Raw genomic sequence first — 20,316 nt, 5'->3', positions numbered from 1 at the left:
GTAGACCCCTGCCACACCCTGGTCAGGTGCGGGTGAGGGTGAGGAGGACGGCGGACTCGGGATGGAGGACGGGCGGCTGGACGCCGTGGACGGCGAGTTGGCGACCCGTCAGCGCGATCCCGCCGCTCAGCCATGCCGGCTGCACCCGCGCCGCACCCCATCGTTCGCCGGGGATGGGCAGGTGCTCGACCCGGTACCGAGCATCGGGGTCGAGGCCCGGCATGCGCAACGGGGGCGGCGTCAGGCTCGACGCCGTCGTGAGCTGAGCGAACGAGACGATCGCGTGCGAACGATCCGTGGCGTACACACCGCGAGCGACGTAGGCCGCCTCGGTCGTGAAACGGACCGCGTCACCTCCGTGCAGCAGTTCGCGGTGGTGCTTGTGCAGGGCGATGATCGCCCGCAGCCTCGTCCGTTCCGATTCGCTCAGCGTCGCCACGTTCCACTCGACGCCCAGATGACCGAAGATCGCCGTCGCCGCACGGAACGCCAGTGACTGGGTCCGCGCCGTGGTGTGCGAGCGGGCCGGTCCGATGTGAGCGCCCATCACCTCGGGTGGGATGAACATCGAGGCACCCTGCTGGATCAGCTGGCGTTCGAGCGCATCGTTGCAGTCGCTGGTCCACACCCGCTCCACTCGCCGGAGGATCTCGTGGTCCACCCGGCCCCCTCCGCTCGCACACGACTCGAACTCGACCCCAGGATGCGCGGCTCGGAGATCGTCGAGGAGTCGGTAGAGCGCTCGGGTCTGAGCGTGGGTACCGGCGGCACCGCCGTGGCCGCTGGCCTGGACGTGGTCCCGGTTCATGTCCCACTTCACGTACGACACGTCGTGGTCGCACAGCAGCGCGTCGAGGCATCCTTCGACGTACTCGTGGGCCCGGGGGTTCGCGAGGTCGAGGACGAGTTGGTTCCGTCCGAGCACCGGTTCGTAGCCGTCGGTCGCCAGCACCCAGTCCGGATGTGCGCGGAACACGTCGCTGTCCGGGTTCACCATCTCGGGCTCGACCCAGATCCCGAACTGCATGCCGAGCCCCGTCACGTGATCGATGAGTGGTGCCAGACCATCGGGATACACGTCGTCCGACACCCACCAGTCGCCCAGGCCTCTCGTGTCGTCACGCCGGGACCCGAACCAGCCGTCGTCGAGGACGAATCGTTCGATCCCCAGGTCGGCTGCGGCATCGGCGAGTTCGGTGAGCCTCGCGGTGGAGTGATCGAAGTACACCGCCTCCCACGTGTTCAGCAGCACCGGGCGCGGCGCGGTCGCATGAGCGTCGCGTGTGCGAACAGCAGCGTGGAACTGCCACGACGCCGGGGTGAGGCCACAGGGAGAGTAGACGCCGAGCACGTCGGGCGTCGTGTAGGACTCCCCCGGCTCCAGCACGATCTCGCCCGGATGCAGCAACTCCCCCGCCTGCACGTACCGGCGACCGTCGGGGAGTCGCTCGGCGAACAGCGTGTGGTTGCCGCTCCACGCGACGTGGACGCCGTGGACCTCACCGTCCCACTCCCCGAAGCCCGACCGACCGGCGAACACCAGCGGAGGTGCCTCGTGCGACGTGCGCCCGCTGCGATTCTCCACGGAGAACGAACCGTCGGCCCAACTGCGACGCTGCTGCTGGAACTCGCGCGCCCAACGGCCCGAGAACGTGAGCAGTTCGTCGACGTGCTCGGCGATCGGCAAGGTGACCGTCAGCGCGTCGAGTGAGTAGCGGCGCTCGGCGGTGTTGACCACGGTCACCGTCACCCGCAGGATCTCGGACAGCGTGATCGTCGTCGACAGAGCGAGCCCTGCGACCTCGTCGACCGCTTCGACGACCAGCGTGTCACCGTCGACGCGGTGCTCCGAGGTGCGGAATCGCGGCGCCCAGGCCCGCCCTCCACCACGGCGACCGACGAGCCCGGGCCGGCCGGGAAATCCGGACCCGTGCTCGGGGACGACCGACAGGGGCGCAACGGTGTCGAACGTTCCGTGGACGACCGGCCGGTCCAGCGCCGAGACGACCGACTCCGGATCGATGTCCCCGCCCAGCGAGCGACCCCAGTGGACGATCGTCGGCGCACCCGTCGAGACGTCGACCACGACGTCCACCGGCCCGGAGGCGTGATCTTGTGACAAACGGACGAACTGCGTCATCGACTCCCCTTGGAATCGAGCCGACCATAGCTGCGACCGGGGCGCTCGACCGGTTCCGACAGGGCCGTCGCCGACCGGGGCGGGACGGCGTGGCCGGCCGGATTCGCAGCCGACGTCGCCCGTCAGGTCTCGCCGAAGATCACCTGGGCACGCTCCCACGCGGCCTCGCCGACCCGACGGCCGATCTCGCGTCCGGACTCGTCGTCGGCCGGGATGTGGATCCCTCCCCAGATGCGCGACCGGCCCGCCTCGTCGGCGGCGTCACGGAAGGTGGCCCACTGCAACTGGATGTCCTCACTCGGACCTCGCTCGTGGACCAGCGAGAACGCCGCGACGTCGCGGGTGAGCAGGCCGCCGGGGAAGAACTCCGATCCGGTGACGTTCGTGAGCACCTCTGCGCCCGCTCGGCTGAAAACGCTGTGACCCGACACGTACCCGGCGAATGCGGGTGTGATGAAGGTCGGACGCTGGTACGGCAGCCAGTCGACGGCGCGAATCCACGCGACCCCCGCGACCTCGACGTCGCCGAGTTCGGGCGGACCGGACCAGGCCAGGATCGCCGTCTCACCCACGGGCAACCCGGCGTGTCGCTCACCGATCGCGGACGACTCCTCGGTGACGATCTCCACGAGCCCCTCCACGAGCGGCAGCGACGTCTCGCCGTCCTGTTCCGCCATCCACCGGATCATCGAGATCGGACGGACCGAGTCGTAGAACCCCTTGTTGCCCCACGCGGCGATGGCGGCGTCGTGCATCGCCCCGTTCAACGCGAGCCCGAGCTTCACGTCCCACTCGAGGCGTTCTCCCTCCGGACGCGTGTCGTCGTCGGCGAACAGAGCATCGGACGTCTGGTTCGCCAGAGAGTTCCAGTGGCCGGGGGGCGTCTCGGAGGTGGGGCCGTCGGCCCAGTACTCGGCGATCGCTCGGAAGTAGTCGGCGGCGTCGACCTCGTTGGGCTCGTACGCGAGGCCGGTTGCGGGGTTGACCTCGTGGCCGCCCGACGACTCGTAGTCGAGCACGGCGACGCCGTCCGAACCGGGTCCGATGTCGATCCTCGCCGCACCCACCTGCAGGTCCGACGACGCCCGGATCACGTCGACCGCCTGGTTGCGATACTCCTCGGCCGTGGCCGGGTCGGTGATCCGAGGGGGCGGTCCGGGATCGAGCGGAGGTTGCCCGTCGACGTCGATGGCGAACGGCGTGACCGACCCCCACTGCGACCCGACGAAGGTCTGTTGGCCGCCCGGCAGCGGCACGCCGTTCTGGGACACGCTGTTCTCCAACAGCAGCGGCTGCCAACGGTCGGGATCGACCAGTTCGGTCCCCGACTCGGCGACGACGAGCGGAGGGTTGACCGATTCGTACGCGTCGTCCACGTAGGCCGCACCCTCGAGTGACCCGTCGTCGAACGACGCTTCCAGGATCGCGTCGGCGATCTCGACGCCGAACGCCGCGGCGCTCTCGGGATTCTGCTCGGCGAAGTCCGGCTGCGCGCCACACGCGGTGGACAACGAGTTGTTCAGAGCCAGCCGAGTCTCGGGTGCGGCCAGGCTGAGCCGGTATCGCTGGGTGAGGATGCGGTGTGCCGCGAAGGCGATCGCGTCGTCGCGGGCTGCGGCCACGTCGTCGGCCACGCGGTGTTCGTCGACGAAGACTGCCGACGTGGTCGTGTCGTTCGGCTCGTAGGCCCGCCACACGTCCCACATCGCAGCCGACAGGTGGTACAGGTTGCGAGCGTGCACCGTCGGTGCGGGGAAGTCGACGCGGATCGCATCGAGGGCTGCGTCGTTCCACATGCGTGGCATCGATGCGTCGTCGCCGGGCGAACACTGCCCACCCTCGGCGGTCGTGGTCGACGCCTCGCTGCCCGGCCCCGTACTCGGCTCGGTCGCCGGATCTGCGACCGTCGGATCTGCGACCGTCGGTTCGGTGACCGTCGGTTCGGTGACCGTCGAGTCGGCGTCGGTGGCGACGTCACCGGCAGAACACGCCGGTGCTGCGAGCGCAAGAGCCGTCAACAGGATGATCGAGCGCCGCATCGGCACGATTCTGTCCCACGGACGACGAGGTTCGGCGACAGACGGGACACCCCGCCGTCGATCACGTGGGCTCAGTCCGGTTCGTCGGTGCCGACGCGCCTGGCACGCGTCCGAGCAATGGGTTCGTCACCGGCGACGACGACGTCAGCATCGCCGGCGACCTCGGCGTCCGCGAGATCGTCATCTCCCGCAAGGTCGTCGTCTGCGAGCTCGTCGTCTGCGAGATCATCGTCGTCTGCGAGCTCGTCGTCCGCGAGCTCATCGTCCATGAGGTCGTCGTCGAGGGTCGGGGATCCCTCGCCGTCGTCGAGGGGGTCGGTGTCGGGGGACGTGTCGTGCGGTGCGACGCCGTCGACGAGGCCACGCGGTGTCGGTTCGACCTCGGGACGACGACGGAGTGCGAAGAACGCACCGAGCCCAACCACGATCGCCGCGAGGGCGACCCACTGGTTCCAACGGAACGGTCCGACTTCGTCGGCCGGGTCGACACGCAGACCCTCGATCCAGAACCGACCGACGCCGTACATCGCGATGAACAGGCCGAACAGTGAGCCACCGCGAGGTCGCCAGCGGCGGTCGATGTACAGCAGGAGGCCGACGGTCGCGAAGCTCCACAGCGATTCGTAGAGGAACGTCGGGTGAAAGGTCGTCCCGACGTCGAACTGCTCCCCGGTCGCAGGGTTCGTGACCAGGTGCTCCCGGTCGATCTGCAACGCCCACGGCAGGTCCGTCGCTCGGCCGTACAACTCCTGGTTGAAGTAGTTGCCCCATCGCCCGATCGCCTGCGCGAGCGGAATGGCGGGTGCGGCACACGTGGCGGCGGTCGAGTACGCGATTCCCTTGACGCGCGCCATGTGGAGCCCGACGGCAGTTCCGAACAGCAAACCGCCGGGAATTCCGAGGCCCCCTTCCCAGATCTTCGGGATCGCCCCGTAGTTGTCGGCGAAGCGATCCCAGTCGGTGGCGACGTGGTAGAGCCGAGCGCCGATCACTCCGGCGATCACCGCCCAGATCGCCATCGAACTCGCGTCGTCCGAGGTGCCGGCACCGCGTTCTTCGAGTCGCCTGCCGAACAGCCACACACCGGCCACGACGCCGGCCGCGATCATCAGTCCGTAGACGTTGAGGCTCAGCGGTCCGATGTCGAGCGAGTTGAACGACGGGCTCGGGATCGCAGCGATCATGTTCACGATCAACTCGTGACGCGTTCGATGAACGCGAGGCTGCGCTGGTTGATCAGGTCACGGTCGTAGTCCTGTGTGGCCACGTGGTAGCTGCGTTCCAGCGTGACGAACTCGACCTCGCCACCGGCGGTGTCACGCAGGTGCGCGCTGTTCTCCGGCGGGACGACGTGGTCGTCGGTCGAGGAGAGGATCAGCACGGGCACCTTCAGTTCGCCGTAGCGCCCGGTGATCGGAGCGAGCCCGTCGTTCGAGAGCGACATCAACTGCTTCAGCGGGGTGCCCTCGTAGGCGATCTCGGTGACGTCGGGGTCGGCGATGTCGGAACCGATACCCGGCATCACGTCGTTGCCCTCGTCCATCATCTCCTGGATCATGGCGATCACGTCCTCCCCCTGCGGGGCGGTCGCGGCGTTGACGCAGATCAGTCCCTTCAACTTCGGATCGGCCTGGCGTTCGAGGCCGGTCCACAGCGTCAGCGTCCCGCCCATGCTCAACCCGATCACGACGACCTGCTCGGCTCGCTCGGCGAGCCGGTCGTAGGCAGCAGCGGCCTCGCCCGACCAGTCCGTCCAGTCGGTGGTCATCATGTCCTCGAGCGTGGTGCCGTGCCCCGGCAGGCGGGGTTGCTCCACGTGGTACCCCGCGTCGGCGAAGGCCTGCGCCTGGTACGTCATCGACGACGGGTTGCCCGTGAAGCCGTGGATCACCAACACCCCGGCGGTCGAGGACCCCTCGTGGGTGAACGGTTCACATCCGGGCATCACATCGGTCTGACTCATCCCCACTGTCTACTCCGAATGCTCGTGCCTGACCCTGCGCCGATGCGCGTCCCACAGGTGGATCCGTGCGCGACGACCGGACCGCAGAGGATGGCTCGGCACGGAACACGCCGGCTCCGACATCGAGTCGGGCGTGCCCGGCGGTCAGACTCGCCGGATGCCGCTGCTCTCCTTCCCGGCCCGCCTCGAGTCCCTCGCTCGGGCCGATCCCGATCGTCCCGCCGTCACCTGCCTCGGTGACACGCTGACGCGCCGGTCCCTGCAGTCCGACGCGACCCGCCTCGCTCGCGAGCTCCGTGATCTGGGCGTGGGACCCGGCGACTTCGTGACGGTGGCACTGCCGAACTCGGTGGACTGGTTCGTGGCGTACATCGCGTGTTGGATGCTCGGAGCCGTGCCACAACCCACGTCGGCGAAGTTGCCGGCGCGAGAACTCGCAGCGATCGTGGAACTGGCCGGATCGAAGGTCGTCGTCGGCGCACCGGAGGCGGTCGTGGACCTGTTGCCGCCCGGCACCGCGACGATCCCACTCGGGTACCGGCCCGACCCGGCGATCTCCGACGAACCACTCCCCGACGTCACGTCGCCGGCGTGGAAGGCACCCACGTCGGGCGGGTCGACCGGGCGACCGAAGCTGATCGTGTCGGGCGACCCGGCGGTCGTCGACACCGACGCTCCCCTCGGCCTCGGCTTGGTGCACGACGGGGCGATGATGATGCCGGGCCCGCTCTACCACAACGGTCCTGCGGTGTGGGCCTGCCAGGCCCTGCTCGCCGGGAACCATGTCGTTCTGCTCCCCCGGTTCGACGCCGAGGCCACGCTGGCGTCGATCGAGGAACACGGCTGCGACATCGTCTACATGGTCCCCACGATGATGAAGCGCATCCTGCGTCTCGACCCCGAGGTCCGTCTCGGGTTCGACCTGTCGTCGATCCGCATCGTCTGGCACCTCGCCGAACCGTGTCCGGCGTGGCTGAAGCAGGAGTGGATCGACTGGCTGGGTGCCGAACGCATCTTCGAGCTGTACGCAGGCACCGAGGCGCAGGCGGTCACGATCATCACCGGCACCGAGTGGCTCGAACATCGCGGCTCGGTCGGCCGGGTCACGACCGGCGAGATGAAGATCTGCGACGAGAACGGCAACGAACTGGCGGCGGGTGAGCAGGGCGAGGTGTGGATGCGCTCGACCCGCGGCACGCCGACGTACGAGTACGTCGGTGCCGACGCCAAGACCCTCGGTGGAGGCTGGGAGTCACTCGGCGACATCGGATGGTTCGATGCCGACGGCTACCTCTACCTCGGCGACCGGGTGGCCGACATGATCCTCAGCGGCGGCGCGAACATCTACCCCGCCGAGGTCGAGCACGCGCTCAACGAACATCCCGACGTCCATTCGTGTGCGGTGATCGGCCTCCCTCACGACGATCGCGGCAACGACGTCCACGCGATCGTCCAGGCCGATCCGGATGTCGCTCCGGAGTCCGAACTGCTCGCGTTCCTCGCGGAGCGTCTGGTCGCCTACAAGCTGCCGCGCACGATCGAGTACGTCGACGAACCGCTGCGTGACGACGCCGGCAAGGTCCGCCGATCCGCCCTTCGCGCCGAACGGATGACCAGCGCCTGACCCCCGCCCCCGGTCAGCGCCCCGTCCAGTCTGTGCGGTGAGTCTGCGTCGCCCCAGGCCCGACACGGACTCACCGCAACAGCCCACCCGAACCCATCGGTGAGTCTGCGTCGCTCCAGGCCCGACACAGACTCACCGCCGCAGCCCTCGAACCGACCGGTCAGTGGTTGGCGGCCTGGTATGCGCGCCGGGCCTCACCGGCTCGGGCCAACGCGTCGCGGTTGTGTTCGCCGACAGCCATGAAGGCGTCCCGCCAGTCGTCGTTCCCCCATCGCTGGGGAGCCTGGAGCGTCGTACGTGGAGCGATCGCCGACCCTGCGAGTTCGAGCGCGAGCGTCACGATCTCGCGCTGCATCGCACGATCGCCCGGCTTGCCGCACGGATTGCCCAGCGGGAAGTCGACGAAGACGAACCTCGGAACCCCCGCTTCCTCGATGATGTCTCGGGCACTGCCGATCACCACCGTGACGATCCCCGACTCCTCCAACCGACGCGCAACCAGACTCACGGTCTGGTGACACACGGGTCAAAGAGGAACGAGGAGTGCGATGTCGACGCCGTCCTCGGTGCACCAGGCGGCGATCTCGTCGGCGTCGAGGCCGGTCTTGCGCTGGCTGTACTCCGTCGGCACACCGAAGAACCGGCCGTTCAGCGACCCGATCACACCGTCGTCGGCGAGCGACCGGAGCGCCCCGAGCGGCAGGAACGACTCCGTGTCGTCGGTGTGCGTCTCCTGCTTGTCCCACGACAGGTCGTCGGTGAACATGCGGGCGGGGACCTCGGCGACCGGGTGGTGGTAGACGACCTTGCCGGTGGCCGGCGCGCCGTGCGCCGAGTCGTGATGGTGGAGGAACGACGTGGTCACCACGGCGACCCGACTCTCGTTCAGCGGCTTCGACGATGGGGAGAACGGGACCTCGTCGAACGCCGCCCAGCGGTACGGATGCTCGAATCCCTGCGCCTGGTAGTACTCGCGCGACTTGTCGATGTAGGACACGAAGCTTCGACGTGCGAGTTGCCGGTCGGCCTGTGCTGCCATGCCACGACCGTACGCGTCGCGCCGGCTCCGGGTCGACACGTCGCGATCGTCAGGTGTCACGCACCCACGATCCGGCGCCGGTGCGGCGGCCACGACCGGTCGCGAACTCGTGCGCACGGACCCTCTCGACGGATTCGATCGCACATGTTCTGGCTCGATCGCAGATCGGTCGACCTCAGTACGGGTCCTGGTCGGAGCGGGGCAGCGTCCACCAGTCGGCGGGCACGTCGGCGGGGCTCCAGTCCGGGTTCGGGTGGATGCAGTCGACCGGGCACGCCGGCACGCACTTGTCGCAGCCGCTGCACAGCTCGGGGATGATCACGACGTCGGGACCGTGGTTGAAGATCGCACCGAACGTCGGTGGGCACGCACGGAGACACGCGTCGCAGTTGATGCAGTCGAGCATGTCGATCCACAGCGGCGGGTTCTGCCACTTGTCGTTGCGGACGCGCCCCTCGATCCGCTGATCGCGCGTCGTCGCCGTATCGGGTGAGGGCCCACTCATCGACACGACCTTAGGGTCCACCCGCCGCCGGTGGCCCACCGGCCCACCGGATCACCCGACGAGATGTCACCCTCCCCCGACCGCGTCCGACGATCCGATCGGCCAGGCGTTGCGGAGGTGATCGGTGTCTGACACCGATCACCCCGCGGAGGTGTTGCGGTGTCTGCCCCTCAGGTGCCGGTGTCGGCGGCGAGGTCGGGGTTGCGGGCACGCATCACCGACACGAAGGCGTCGACGAGGCGCGGGTCGAACTGCGCTCCACTGCCCGAGGCGACGAAACGCACGGCCTCCTCGAGGCTCCACTCGCGCTTGTAGATGCGTCGCGTGGCGAGCGAGTCGTACACGTCGGCGATCGCCACGATCCGTCCGGACAGCGGGATGTCGTTCCCGCTCAGTGCGTTCGGGTAGCCGGAGCCGTCCCACCACTCGTGGTGCGTCCATGCTGCTTCGGCCGCGAGTTCGAACAGATCGGTCGACACGCCCGACAGGAGTCGCCGGCCCAGCACGGTGTGCTGCTTGACCTCGTTGAACTCGTCGATGTCGAGCGGCCCCGGCTTGAGCAGCACCGAGTCGGCGATCGCGACCTTGCCGATGTCGTGGAGTCGCGCCGCCAGTCGCAGTTGCTCCGCCCAGTCCGGAGCCTCGCCGATCGCGTGCGCGATCTCGGCGGCGAGGTCGCCCACGGTCGCGGTGTGCTTGGTGGTGTTCCCCCCGCGGAACTCGGCCAGCGATGCCAGACGTTCGAACGCCTCGAGGTGATACGCGTCGACGTCCACGTGATCGACGGCGAAGTTGGCCACGAGCTCCGAAGTCTGGAGCCGCGTGATCTCGGCACGGTGGCGCGCGGTCTGGTTGTCGTGGGAGACCTGCAGCGTGCGCAGACGCAGGTCGGCAGCGTCGGTGAAGATCTCGCGGTGGAGGGCGAAGTGGCGTTCGCGATGCTCGAGCGCTTCGGTGAACCGCCCCACCTGCTTGTAGGCGGTTGCCAGGTGATCGTGGATCTCCAATTCGGTCTCGCGCATGTCGGTCCGGTCGGCGAGATCGAGCGCCGCGGACAGCGAGGCGATCGCGTCGTCGACCTGGCCACTGCGCAGAGCGACGCGTCCTTCCGACACCATCACGCCGAGTTGCTCGGTCGGGCTCAACTCGCCGCCGTCGGCGGTCCGGTACTCCCAGTCGGCACGCGCCTCGGCGAAGCACAAGGCTGCGCTCGCATGGTCGGCGAGGCCGACGTATGCCTCGGCGAGATCGGCCAGCAGCCCACCGACGAGGTGCGGTGCGTGCTCGCGGGCCAGTTCGACCGCCTTGCGACCGAGGCTGACGGCGGGGAGGTATTCGCCGCGACGACCGCGGATGCGAGCGAGGTTGCCCATCACCATCGCGTCGAGGTCCTTGCGACTCAGCGGCTCGTTGATGGCAAGGGCACTCTCGTAGGTGGTGATGGCCCGGTCGTAGTCGCCCATCGACTGGTAGATCGCGGCGATCGTGTGGAGGATCTTGCCCTCGTTGATGTCGTCTCCGGTCGCCCGGTACACCTGGATCGCGAGCAGACAGGATTCGAGCGCCGATGCGAAGTTGCTCGCCTGGTAGTGCACCACCCCGATCAGATGCAGCGACCATGCGTGCGTGAGGTTCGCGGTGCCGGTGTCGGCGAGGTTGACCGCCTCCGACGCGAGCGCGAATGCGTCGTCGGCCTGCTGGTGCTGATGTGCGATCGAGGCCAGTTGATACAGAGCTTCGGCTTCGTCGAGCACGAGTCCGCTGGCGCGCGCCTGGACGCGAGCGTCGAGGGCGATCTTGCGAGCGAGCGTGGCGTCGGTCGACCGGCACGCTGCGACCTGATCGAGCAGTGCCCGAACTCGATTCTGATCGGTTGTCATCGAATCCTGCACTCGGTCCTACTTCGCGACCCAGCTCGTGGGCATGTCGGCGGTTGTTCGTGGGTAACGGTTGTCTATCGGCACGGTCGGTCATGGTCTTGAGATCCAGTCGAGCGAGCGACGTCGGCGCAGTACCGGGATCCGTCCACCTCCGGCGCGCACGGGCAACCGCTTCGTATCCTGATCGGGGATGACCCAGCGGTCTGCGCTCCTCGCGTTCCTTCCGGTCGTCGCCATGGCCCCCTTCAGCGTGCTTGCGCTGTTCGTCCTGTGGCTGCCGTTCTCGTTCTGGGTGCCGTTCGTGTGGGTCCTCATCGGATTCGCCGCCACGGGCCCGCTGCTCTTCGTTCGCCGATTCCAGATCCTCGTGCTGACCCCGATCATGGGAGCGCGCGTGCCGACGCCGCACGAGGAGGCGGCGATCGCACCGCTGTGGAACGAGATCGTGCGGGCGAGCAAGGTCCGCGACGACCGGTACGTGGTCCGCATCCTGCCGTCCGACGAACTCAACGCGTTCGCCTGCGGCGGCCACCTGGTGGTGGTCACGTCGTTCGCCGTCGACGAGTTGACCACGCCCGAACTGCAAGGTGTTCTGGCACACGAGTTGAGCCATCACCTCGGGTTGCACACCGTGGCGATCACCATCGGACACTGGCTGTCGACGCCGGTCGTCCTGCTCGCTCGCATCGGCGTGTTCCTGGAGAACGTGGCGATCGCTGCACGCGAGAGCTATGGCAAGGACTCACCGGCGATCGATGCGATCACCAACGTGGCCGCGGTGGCGATCCGCGCCGTGTCGTGGGTGTTCACCGCGGCGATCCGCGCCGGCGTGGCGATCGGCAACCTGGTCGGACACGGCTCGGAGTTCGACGCCGACCGCCGTGCGGTCCGGATGGGGTTCGGCCGGGAGTTGGCGAGCGCGCTGCGACGGGTGCTCGCTGCTCACCACACTCCGCGGCCGGTCGGCTGGCGTGCCCGTGTGGCGTCGTCGCATCCGTCGGCTCGCACCCGCGTCGCCCGCATCGAAGCGCTCCTGCGCCATCCGGCGCGTTGATCCTCGGACGGGCCCGGCCGTTCACGTCACGGCGTCGGCACTGCGGACTACTGTCGACCCGATGACGAATCAGTACGCCGTTCCGGCTCAGCCCGAGCAGTTCGTCCTGACGATCGGCGACATCGGCGTGTCGCCGTCCTGGGTCGTCACACCGAACGGCACAGCGCCCCTGCGTGAATCGCAGTGGACGGTGCAGGACCGCACGTTCGTCACCCAGACCACCCCCACGTGGGCGATCGTGATGGCGGTCCTCGGCATCGTGTTCTGTCTGCTCGGACTGCTGTTCCTGATCGTCAAGGAGAACCAGACCAGCGGCTACACGGAGGTGACGGTCCGCTCGGGCAACCTGTTCCACGTCGTGCAACTCCCGGCGAACTCGCCCCACGCCGTGGCTCACGCACGCCAGTTGGTGTACCAGGCACAGTCGATGGCGGCGGCGATCCGCTGACGAACGGATCGTCTCGAGCCGATCGGCTCCAGGTGCCGACCTCCTCGAATGTCAGGCTGGCCTGACATCGACCGATGTCCTGTCAGCCCAGCCTGACATTTCGGAGATCTCGTACATGGAACCGGGTGGGTCCCGGGCGCGAACCTCAGGCGGTGATCGGGGCGACGACGGCGTCGAGAAGGTCGGCCAGGTCCCTGGGTGCCAGTGAGATGTCGAGGCCGCGCCGCCCGCCGCTGACGTAGATCGTGTCGAACAGTTCGACGCTCTCGTCGAGCACGGTCCGCAGCAACTTGCGCTGGCCGAGCGGGCTGATGCCGCCGACGACGTATCCGGTGATCCGTTCCGCCGCGGCCGGGTCGCACATCGCCGCCTTCTTGGCGCCGACCGCCGCCGCGACCAGCTTCATCGAGACCATGCAACTCACCGGTACGACCACCACGACCGGGTCACGCGGGGCGTCACCACCTTCGGTGTCGACCAGCAGCGTCTTGAACACCTGGTCGTGTTCGAGCCCGAGCGCTTCTGCAGCCTCCCGCCCGAAGTCGCGCAGACCGTCGCCTCGGTCGTACTCGTGCACCCCGAATGTCACACCCTTGTCCTCCAACAGCACGACCGCAGGTGTCACCACCCCAGTCTGTCAAACGGTGTCTGACACCGGATGACAGGTCGGGATCGGGTGCATCGGCTTTCGCGGCAGACTCATCACGTGCGTCTGACCGTCGATCCCTCCACCGACCCGCAGGACTACGAGTTCGCCCACGACATCCGCGTGCGGTTCGTGGAGACCGATGCCATGGCGATCGTGCACCACTCGAACTACCTCGCCTACTTCGAGGAGACGCGGGTGGCGTTCCTTGCGCACATCGGACACCCGTTCACCGAGTGGCGCTCCGCCGGGCTGGAATCACCGGTGCTCGAGTCGTTCGTCCAGTACCGCCAACCGTGCAGGTTCGACGAGGTGCTCACCGTCCACGTCGCTCTGGCCGCCGCGACCCGTGCCACGTTCCAGATGAGCTACCTCGTCGAGGTCGACGGCCAGGCGCGCACGACGGGCGTGACCGTCCACGGCTGCACGACGCTGCTGGGCCGACCGACACGCCTCCCCGCCTGGCTCACGGAACGGTCCGTCACCCGCTGACCCGGGGCGGCCTGCGCGCGTTCGGTGAGTCGTCGTCGCCGCCAGGCCGACGGAGGCTCACCGAAGCCGGTCGACGCGTCACATGCGTTGGGTCAGGCCGCCGTCGACGACGAAGATCTCGCCACTGACGTACGTGTTGCGAAGCAGCGCCAGCACGGCCTCGGCGCAGTCCTCGGGTGTCGCCGAACGAGGTACCGGCGCGATCGCCGCGACGGCGTCGTGCTGGTCCTGCCAGTCCGCCGTCCACGGCGTGGCCACCAGACCGGGAGCGACGGCGTTGACGCGGATCGGGCCGTAGCTCTTCGCCAGCAGCACCGTCATCTGGTTCAGTGCGGCCTTGGTCATCGAGTACGCCATGGACGATCCGACCGGGCGGACCCCGGCGATCGAGGTGATGTTGACGATGTTCGCAGCGTCGGACTCACGCAGGTGCGGGATCGCGTACTTCGTCAGCCACCACGTCCCGAACACGTTGACGTCGAACGTCTTCTGGAAGATCTCGTCGGTGAGGGCGTCGAGATCGTGGTGCGCGACCGACGTGGTCCATCCGGCGTTGTTGACCAGGAAGTCGAGACGGCCGTACGCCTCGATCGTGCGATCGACGAGGGCCCGACCCTGCGCCTGGTCGGCGATGTCGGCCTGCACGTACATCGACTCGCCCGGAAGGGCCGACGACACCGCCTCGCCGGCCTCGACCGACGACGCCGAGTTGACCACGACCGTCGCACCGAGCGACGACAGACGACGGGCGGTCTCCTCGCCGATCCCGCTCGACGACCCCGTCACGATCGCCACCCGTCCCTCGAACTCCGATGCAGTCATGCCCCCGAAGGTAGATCCACGGACCTCGGTTCCCTCTACCGGGAGCGTGGCGGACTGCGCCGAACGCCGACGGGAGCCCGAGTGCCGAGTTGCGAGCGACTACCGTGTCGGCGATGACGGTCACCCTTCGGGAACGCAACCGGCAGGCGGCAATGGAGCAGGTGCGCGCCGTCGCCTTCGACCTGATGTCCACCCATGGGTTCGACGCGGTCACGGTCGAACAGATCGCCGCTCGCTCGAGCGTGTCGCCGTCGACCGTCTACCGGTACTTCGGGACGAAGGAGGCGCTCGTCCTGTCCTCCTCGCGACCCGCCCACCTGCTCGAACGCCTCCGCGAGACCGGTGAGACCACGTGGGCCGATGCGTTCCGGCGGGCAGCGGTCGACGTCTGGCAGGCAGACCCCACCGCAGCGGTCGAGTTGGGTCTGATCGTCGCCAACGACCCGCTGATGCACGCGTGGGAACGTCAGTTGCTCGATCAGCGCACCGACATCGCCGCAGCCTTCGCGGCACGACGTGGGAAGTCGGGCGGCGCGAAGGACGACGCCCGCGCCGCCGCAGCCATCGGTGTCCTCACCGCGGCACTGTTGCGCTGGCACGGCGACGCCGCGAGCAAGAAGTCGCTCGACCGCTTGCTGGCGAAAGCCTTCGACGCGCTCCGCACCGACTGATCCAGGACGTCGCGGTGGCCCCGAACGGACTCCACCGGACACTCACGGCTGACCTCGGCCGTCAGGCGAGGTGGCGGCGGAGATTCAGGGCCAGCGCACGCTGGACCTGATCGTCGTCGAGACCCGCATTCGCGTCGAGGTACTCCAGCGCCTCGAACTGGAACGCCGCATCGACCACGGCGGCGACGAGGCGCCGTTCCTCGGGCTCGTAGCGATCGAACTCGGCGATGAACACGTCGACCAGCCGCGTCCGGAGGGCGGCACGCGCCCGGTCGACCCCCGGGGTGCCCGAGGAGTCGACCGCGGCGTGGGCGACCTCCATGCGGACCACCGAGCGGAGTCGGCGGTACATCTCCATACGAGCGGCGACGAACCACTCCACACGCTCGTCGAAGGAGCCGTTGCGCGCATCGTCGTGGAAGACCTCGGCGGACACGGCGTCGAATGCGCGCACGACCGCAGCATCGAGCAACTCGGCACGCGTGTCGTAGTACCGGTAGATGGAACGGTGGGAGATCCCGGCCAGGGCGGCGATCTCCTCCGAGGTCGGATCGAGGTTTCCGGCACGTGCGAGTTCGATGACCGAATCGACGACGGCGTCGATGTTGCGGCGCCGCCGCTGGGTCCGTCCGTCGACTGTTGCGACTGTCTCGTCGATGATCATGGCTCTCCACTCCCGTTGATGAGTCCTCGTACACCACTGACACTATCCATGACAAGGAACGTCGCGTGACACGAGGTCACTTTTCGTGGCGTTCCGACCACTCGACGTCTCAGAGGAAGAGGCGATACGCGGGGTTGTGCGTCTCGTCCCAGTGGCGGTACCCGAGGTGTTCGAGGAAGTCGTCGAAGGCTCGGGCGTCCGACGCAGGGACCTGCATTCCGACCAGGACCCGGCCGCTGTCGGAGCCGTGGTTGCGGTAGTGGAAGAGCGAGATGTTCCAGTTCGGCTGCATCGACCCGAGGAAGTTGAGGAGTGCTCCCGGCCGTTCGGGGAACTCGAAGCGATGCAACACCTCGTCGGAGGCAAGTTCGGACTTGCCGCCCACGAGGTGACGCAGGTGGACCTTGGCCAGTTCGTCATCGGTCAGGTCGAGTGTGTCGAAGCCGTCGGAACGGAAGGTGTCCGCGAGTTCGTCGGCTTCGGCACGCGACCCGATGCTCACGCCGACGAACACGTGCGCTGTGGTGTCGTCGCTGATCCGGTAGTTGAACTCGGTGACGTTGCGCCCTCCGACGAGTTCGCAGAATCGGCGGAAGCTCCCCGGCCGTTCCGGGATGGTGACGGCGAACACGGCCTCTCGCCGCTCGCCGATCTCGGCACGTTCGGACACGAACCGCAGTCGATCGAAGTTCATGTTCGCACCGCACGACACGGCCACCAGCGTCTCGCCGGTGACGCCCGTCGTCTCGACGTACTTCTTCAACCCGGCGATCGCGAGCGCTCCCGCGGGCTCCAGGAGCGTTCGGGTGGCGGTGAACACGTCCTTGATCGCCGCACACGTCTCGTCGGTGTCGACCACCAGGATGTCGTCGACGTAGTGCTCGACGAGTCGCAGCGTCTCGACGCCCACCTGCTTCACCGCCGTGCCGTCGGAGAACAGTCCGACGTCGGCGAGTTCGATCCGCTCCCCGGCTGCGACCGACCGTCGCATCGCATCGGACTCCACGTGCTGCACCCCGATGATCCGGATCTCCGGGCGAACCTGCTTGACGTATGCCGCGATCCCCGAGATCAGCCCGCCCCCACCGATCGCCGCGAAGATCGCATGGATCGGTCGGCCGTGCTGGCGAAGGATCTCCATTCCGATCGTGCCCTGTCCGGCGATCACGTCGGGGTCGTCGAAGGGATGCACGAACGTGAGGCCACCCTCCGCGCAGAGTCGTTCGGCGTGCGCCTGCGACTCGCTGTAGGACTCGCCGTGCAGCACGACCTCGGCACCGCGCGCCAGCACGGCGTCGATCTTCAGTGACGGCGCGGTCGTGGGCATCACGATCACCGCCCGGCACCCGAGTTCGTTCGCCGCGAGCGCGACGCCCTGAGCGTGGTTGCCGGCGGAGGCGGCGATCACTCCGCGAGAGCGTTGCTCGGCCGTCATCTGCGCCATCTTGTTGTACGCACCACGCAGTTTGAAGGAGAACACCTCCTGCAGGTCCTCGCGCTTGAGCAGGATGCGGTTGCCGAAGCGCCGCGACAGATCGGTCGCCGGTTCGAGCGGCGTCTCGATCGCCACGTCGTACACCTGGGCGTTGAGGATCCGCCGGAGGTAGTCGACGTCGTCCACGTGCGTGTCGCTCATCCGTGCAGTCTGGTCCCCCCGGAGAGCGCTGCGTGCGAGGCGCCGCCATCGAGATGGTGTGAGTAGGTTCGGGTGCATGAAACTCGGACTCGCATTCGCCAACACCGGACCCTTCGCCGAAGCCGAGGGCGTCGTTCAGATGGCCGTTGCTGCCGAGCAGGCGGGGGTCGAATCGGTGTGGACCGTCGAGCACGTGATCTGGCCGAGCGACTACGACTCGGAGTACCCGTACTCCCCGACGGGAAGGATGCCCGGCGACAAGACATCCTCGATCCCCGACCCACTGGTGTGGCTCGCGTTCGTCGGGGCGCACACCTCGACGCTGCGACTCGGCACCGGCATCATCATCCTGCCCGAGCGCAACCCGCTGATCTTCGCGAAGGAGGTGGCCACGCTCGACCGACTGTCCGGCGGACGGATGGAACTCGGCATCGGTGTGGGCTGGCTGGAGGAGGAGTTCGACGCACTCGGCGTGTCGTGGCCCCGCCGTGGTGACCGGACCGACGAGTACGTCCATGCGATGCGCGCACTGTGGGCGGGCGACGACGCGTCCTACAGCGGCGACTTCGTGTCGTTCGAGAACGTGTCGTCGAATCCGAAGCCCGCGAGCGGCAGCGTGCCGTTCACGATCGGCGGCCACTCGGCGGCCGCTGCCAGGCGTGCGGGCCGGCTCGGCGACGGGTTCTTCCCCGGCAAGGGTTCGATCGCGGAGCTCACCGAGATGATCGACATCGTGCGCCAGACCGCCGCCGAACACGACCGCGACGCCGACGCGATCGAGATCACCGCTGCTCATCCAGGCCTGTTCGGCGACGATCCTGTCGGGGCCGCCGAGGAGCTGCGGGCGATCGGCGTGAGCCGCACGATCGCACCCGCGTTCATGCTGCTCGGTTCCGACGGCGTCGAGGCCAAGGCGACCGAACTCGCCGAGAAGATCATCGCCCCCATCGCCCACGTCTGACCGCGAACCTCTGTTGTTCCGTCCGGGAGCGAACAACAGAGGTTGTTCAGGCGAGGGTGATCGTCCGGGTGACCCGGCCGGCGCGGGGGTGGCGGGCCTCGACGGTGATCCCGGTGCCCATCCCGCCACGGATCGTCCACGACACGAGTGCGCGGTCCGGCGTGCCGTCGTTGCCACCTGCGAAGCGCAGCGCCACCCGGCCTTCGAGTTGCCCGGCCTGTCGGCGTGCCGGTCCGTCGAGGAACTCGATGTCGTCGCTCTGCAACTCCACGGTGATCGGCGACACGAGTGACTCCTTGCGCGCCAACGACGTCACGTCGGTCGGCAGCCACCCCGTGTTCGCCACGCCGACGTCCACCCGCCACGTCGCGCCCCCGATCCGCGTCGTCTCGACGTGCGCGATCTCGATCCGCGGCGAGCACAGCGCCTGGTGGATCGCGAAGTCCGCGTGCGGTCCGACCTCCTCACGAAGGTGCTCGCCCGTCGGGTTCGTCCAGGTGATCAGACCGTTCCAGCCGCCGATCTCGACGGCGCCGAGTTGCGGGTGATCGAACGGAGCCCAGTCGACGTGGCCGCCGGGCCGGTGCTCGTCGCACCAACGGAGCACGGCGAGTGCCTGCCCGTCGGTCGGCCCGGTGTACCAGAAGTGCGTCGACTGCTTCTCGCCGGTCGCCGCATGGACGATGTCCCAGAACTCGGTGGTCCAACTGAACACACCGAGGTGCTCGTACGCCCAGTCGTCGCTCGCGCCGCTCATCGTCTCGCTCTGGTCCCACGTGAAGTCCTCGTAGACCGAGTGCGAGGGGTAGCCGGTCAGCGAGGTGCCGCGCTCGCCGATCTGCTTCCACACCCACACGTCACGCGGCGCGAGCTTCGCATCGGCGCGGGTCGACGACGGACGCAACAGCACCCCGCCGCTCGTGTGGTACGCGTTGAATCCGCAGATGTTGGGCCGGGCCACCATCGCACGCACGAGTGCATCGATCTCGGGTTCGCTGAGGGGGTGATCGCCGGCGCCCGGCACCGAGGTGGACCAACCGGCGGGGTAGTTCCGGTTGAGGTCGAGCCCTTCCACGGCGCTTGGCGTGGGCACGGTGAAGCCGTCGTGGTCGACGATCCGCCCCTCGTCGAGCAGTCGGTACGTCGGCGTTCCGGGAGCGACACCCTCGGCTGGGAGAGGAATCATCAGTCGCTCGTCGTCGGGGTGCGGGGTCCAGGCTCCGGCAGGGTCCGCGATGCGCATCTGCAGGATCCGTCCGTCGCCGTCGACGTCCTCCACGTGCAGACCGGGCCATTCGTGGCCATCGGTCCACGGCCAGGCGCGTGTGCTCGACCTGCGAAAGCGCGGCGAGTCGGCGAGAACCCACTCGGCCCCGTCGGGGTTGACCCGGGGCACGACGTAGAAGGTGCGTGTCCGCAGGGCCCTCGTGACCGTGTCGTCGCTGCCGAAGCCCTCGACCAGTCGCTGGATGAGATGGCACGCAGCGACCGTCGCGGTCAACTCGACCGCGTGGATGCTGGCGTCGATCCACATCGCCGGCTTGGTGTCGTGGGTGCCCGTGGAGGAATCGGTGACCGTGACGATCCGCAGGTCGCGTCCTTCGTGCGACGAGCCGTAGGTGTCGATCGAGACGAGGTCGGGATGGGTGGCGGCCACGCCGTCGAGCCATGCGTTCAACTCGTCGTACCGAAGGAACCGATCGAATCCGTACTCCATGGCCGCACCGTATCC

General features: G+C 68.2%; 19 protein-coding genes. 6 read left to right on the top strand and 13 right to left on the bottom strand.

All coding sequences use genetic code 11. The features are described 5' to 3' along the window. Positions 1-22 precede the first annotated feature (22 nt). The 4 genes from ABJK40_RS01900 to ABJK40_RS01885 form a co-directional block, all read right to left on the bottom strand. The gene (locus tag ABJK40_RS01900; RefSeq protein WP_348510129.1) at positions 23-2,140 is read right to left on the bottom strand and encodes an alpha-galactosidase; all 2,118 of its coding nucleotides are present in this window, start codon (positions 2,138-2,140) and stop codon (positions 23-25) included. 122 nt (positions 2,141-2,262) lie between these two features. Then, positions 2,263-4,179 carry a vanadium-dependent haloperoxidase gene (locus tag ABJK40_RS01895; protein ID WP_348478118.1) on the bottom strand — a complete coding sequence of 639 codons (1,917 nt, stop codon included), beginning with the start codon at positions 4,177-4,179 and terminating at the stop codon, positions 2,263-2,265. 71 nt (positions 4,180-4,250) lie between these two features. Then, the gene (gene lgt, locus ABJK40_RS01890; protein WP_348478117.1) at positions 4,251-5,363 is read right to left on the bottom strand and encodes a prolipoprotein diacylglyceryl transferase; all 1,113 of its coding nucleotides are present in this window, start codon (positions 5,361-5,363) and stop codon (positions 4,251-4,253) included. An 8-nt stretch (positions 5,364-5,371) separates the two neighbouring features. Continuing rightward, positions 5,372-6,142 (bottom strand): alpha/beta fold hydrolase, encoded by a 771-nt coding sequence (locus ABJK40_RS01885; RefSeq protein WP_348478116.1) that lies wholly within the window; start codon positions 6,140-6,142, stop codon positions 5,372-5,374. A gap of 157 nt (positions 6,143-6,299) precedes the next feature. Between ABJK40_RS01885 and ABJK40_RS01880 the strand changes: the two genes are divergently transcribed. Continuing rightward, positions 6,300-7,766 (top strand): AMP-binding protein, encoded by a 1,467-nt coding sequence (locus ABJK40_RS01880; protein ID WP_348478115.1) that lies wholly within the window; start codon positions 6,300-6,302, stop codon positions 7,764-7,766. A 160-nt stretch (positions 7,767-7,926) separates the two neighbouring features. Here ABJK40_RS01880 and ABJK40_RS01875 read toward each other — a convergent pair whose 3' ends face one another. From ABJK40_RS01875 to ABJK40_RS01860, 4 genes are all read right to left on the bottom strand, one after another. After that, the gene (locus ABJK40_RS01875; RefSeq protein ID WP_348478114.1) at positions 7,927-8,274 is read right to left on the bottom strand and encodes a hypothetical protein; all 348 of its coding nucleotides are present in this window, start codon (positions 8,272-8,274) and stop codon (positions 7,927-7,929) included. A gap of 18 nt (positions 8,275-8,292) precedes the next feature. Further along, positions 8,293-8,805 carry a glycine/sarcosine/betaine reductase selenoprotein B family protein gene (locus ABJK40_RS01870; RefSeq protein WP_348478113.1) on the bottom strand — a complete coding sequence of 171 codons (513 nt, stop codon included), beginning with the start codon at positions 8,803-8,805 and terminating at the stop codon, positions 8,293-8,295. 175 nt (positions 8,806-8,980) lie between these two features. Then, positions 8,981-9,310 (bottom strand): 4Fe-4S binding protein, encoded by a 330-nt coding sequence (locus ABJK40_RS01865; RefSeq protein WP_348478112.1) that lies wholly within the window; start codon positions 9,308-9,310, stop codon positions 8,981-8,983. Positions 9,311-9,480: 170 nt separating this feature from the next. Then, positions 9,481-11,190 (bottom strand): HD domain-containing phosphohydrolase, encoded by a 1,710-nt coding sequence (locus tag ABJK40_RS01860; RefSeq protein ID WP_348478111.1) that lies wholly within the window; start codon positions 11,188-11,190, stop codon positions 9,481-9,483. Between the two features lie 190 nt (positions 11,191-11,380). Between ABJK40_RS01860 and ABJK40_RS01855 the strand changes: the two genes are divergently transcribed. Continuing rightward, the gene (locus ABJK40_RS01855; RefSeq protein ID WP_348478110.1) at positions 11,381-12,244 is read left to right on the top strand and encodes a M48 family metalloprotease; all 864 of its coding nucleotides are present in this window, start codon (positions 11,381-11,383) and stop codon (positions 12,242-12,244) included. 61 nt (positions 12,245-12,305) lie between these two features. Beyond that, a complete protein-coding gene (locus tag ABJK40_RS01850; RefSeq protein ID WP_348478109.1) occupies positions 12,306-12,692 on the top strand; it encodes a hypothetical protein in 387 nt (128 codons plus the stop codon). Between the two features lie 145 nt (positions 12,693-12,837). On the opposite strand, the gene ybaK is transcribed toward ABJK40_RS01850, so the two are convergent. Beyond that, entirely contained in the window at positions 12,838-13,317 is a 480-nt protein-coding gene (gene ybaK, locus ABJK40_RS01845; RefSeq protein WP_348478108.1) for a Cys-tRNA(Pro) deacylase, read from the bottom strand. Positions 13,318-13,398: 81 nt separating this feature from the next. On the opposite strand from ybaK, the gene ABJK40_RS01840 reads away from it, so the two are divergent. Continuing rightward, positions 13,399-13,830: a thioesterase family protein gene (locus tag ABJK40_RS01840; RefSeq protein WP_348478107.1), complete on the top strand. Its 432-nt coding sequence runs from the start codon at positions 13,399-13,401 to the stop codon at positions 13,828-13,830. A gap of 78 nt (positions 13,831-13,908) precedes the next feature. Here ABJK40_RS01840 and ABJK40_RS01835 read toward each other — a convergent pair whose 3' ends face one another. After that, positions 13,909-14,652, bottom strand: coding sequence for an SDR family oxidoreductase (locus tag ABJK40_RS01835; protein WP_348478106.1), 744 nt, complete (start codon positions 14,650-14,652; stop codon positions 13,909-13,911). A 113-nt stretch (positions 14,653-14,765) separates the two neighbouring features. Here ABJK40_RS01835 and ABJK40_RS01830 point away from each other — a divergent pair, with 113 nt between their 5' ends. After that, entirely contained in the window at positions 14,766-15,323 is a 558-nt protein-coding gene (locus tag ABJK40_RS01830; protein ID WP_348478105.1) for a TetR/AcrR family transcriptional regulator, read from the top strand. Positions 15,324-15,384: 61 nt separating this feature from the next. Here the strand turns inward: ABJK40_RS01830 and ABJK40_RS01825 are convergent, their stop codons facing one another. Both ABJK40_RS01825 and ilvA read right to left on the bottom strand, forming a co-directional pair. After that, positions 15,385-15,987 (bottom strand): TetR/AcrR family transcriptional regulator, encoded by a 603-nt coding sequence (locus tag ABJK40_RS01825; protein WP_348478104.1) that lies wholly within the window; start codon positions 15,985-15,987, stop codon positions 15,385-15,387. Positions 15,988-16,096: 109 nt separating this feature from the next. Then, positions 16,097-17,623 (bottom strand): threonine ammonia-lyase, biosynthetic, encoded by a 1,527-nt coding sequence (gene ilvA, locus ABJK40_RS01820; RefSeq protein ID WP_348478103.1) that lies wholly within the window; start codon positions 17,621-17,623, stop codon positions 16,097-16,099. Between the two features lie 76 nt (positions 17,624-17,699). On the opposite strand from ilvA, the gene ABJK40_RS01815 reads away from it, so the two are divergent. Continuing rightward, positions 17,700-18,584: an LLM class F420-dependent oxidoreductase gene (locus tag ABJK40_RS01815; protein ID WP_348478102.1), complete on the top strand. Its 885-nt coding sequence runs from the start codon at positions 17,700-17,702 to the stop codon at positions 18,582-18,584. Positions 18,585-18,630: 46 nt separating this feature from the next. On the opposite strand, the gene ABJK40_RS01810 is transcribed toward ABJK40_RS01815, so the two are convergent. Beyond that, the gene (locus ABJK40_RS01810) at positions 18,631-20,301 is read right to left on the bottom strand and encodes a M14 family metallopeptidase (protein ID WP_348478101.1); all 1,671 of its coding nucleotides are present in this window, start codon (positions 20,299-20,301) and stop codon (positions 18,631-18,633) included. Positions 20,302-20,316 lie beyond the last annotated feature (15 nt).

It is taken from the genome of Ilumatobacter sp., from assembly GCF_039969435.1.
In the GTDB taxonomy this organism is placed as follows: domain Bacteria; phylum Actinomycetota; class Acidimicrobiia; order Acidimicrobiales; family Ilumatobacteraceae; genus Ilumatobacter_A.
This window is presented reverse-complemented; position numbering and strand designations above follow the sequence as displayed.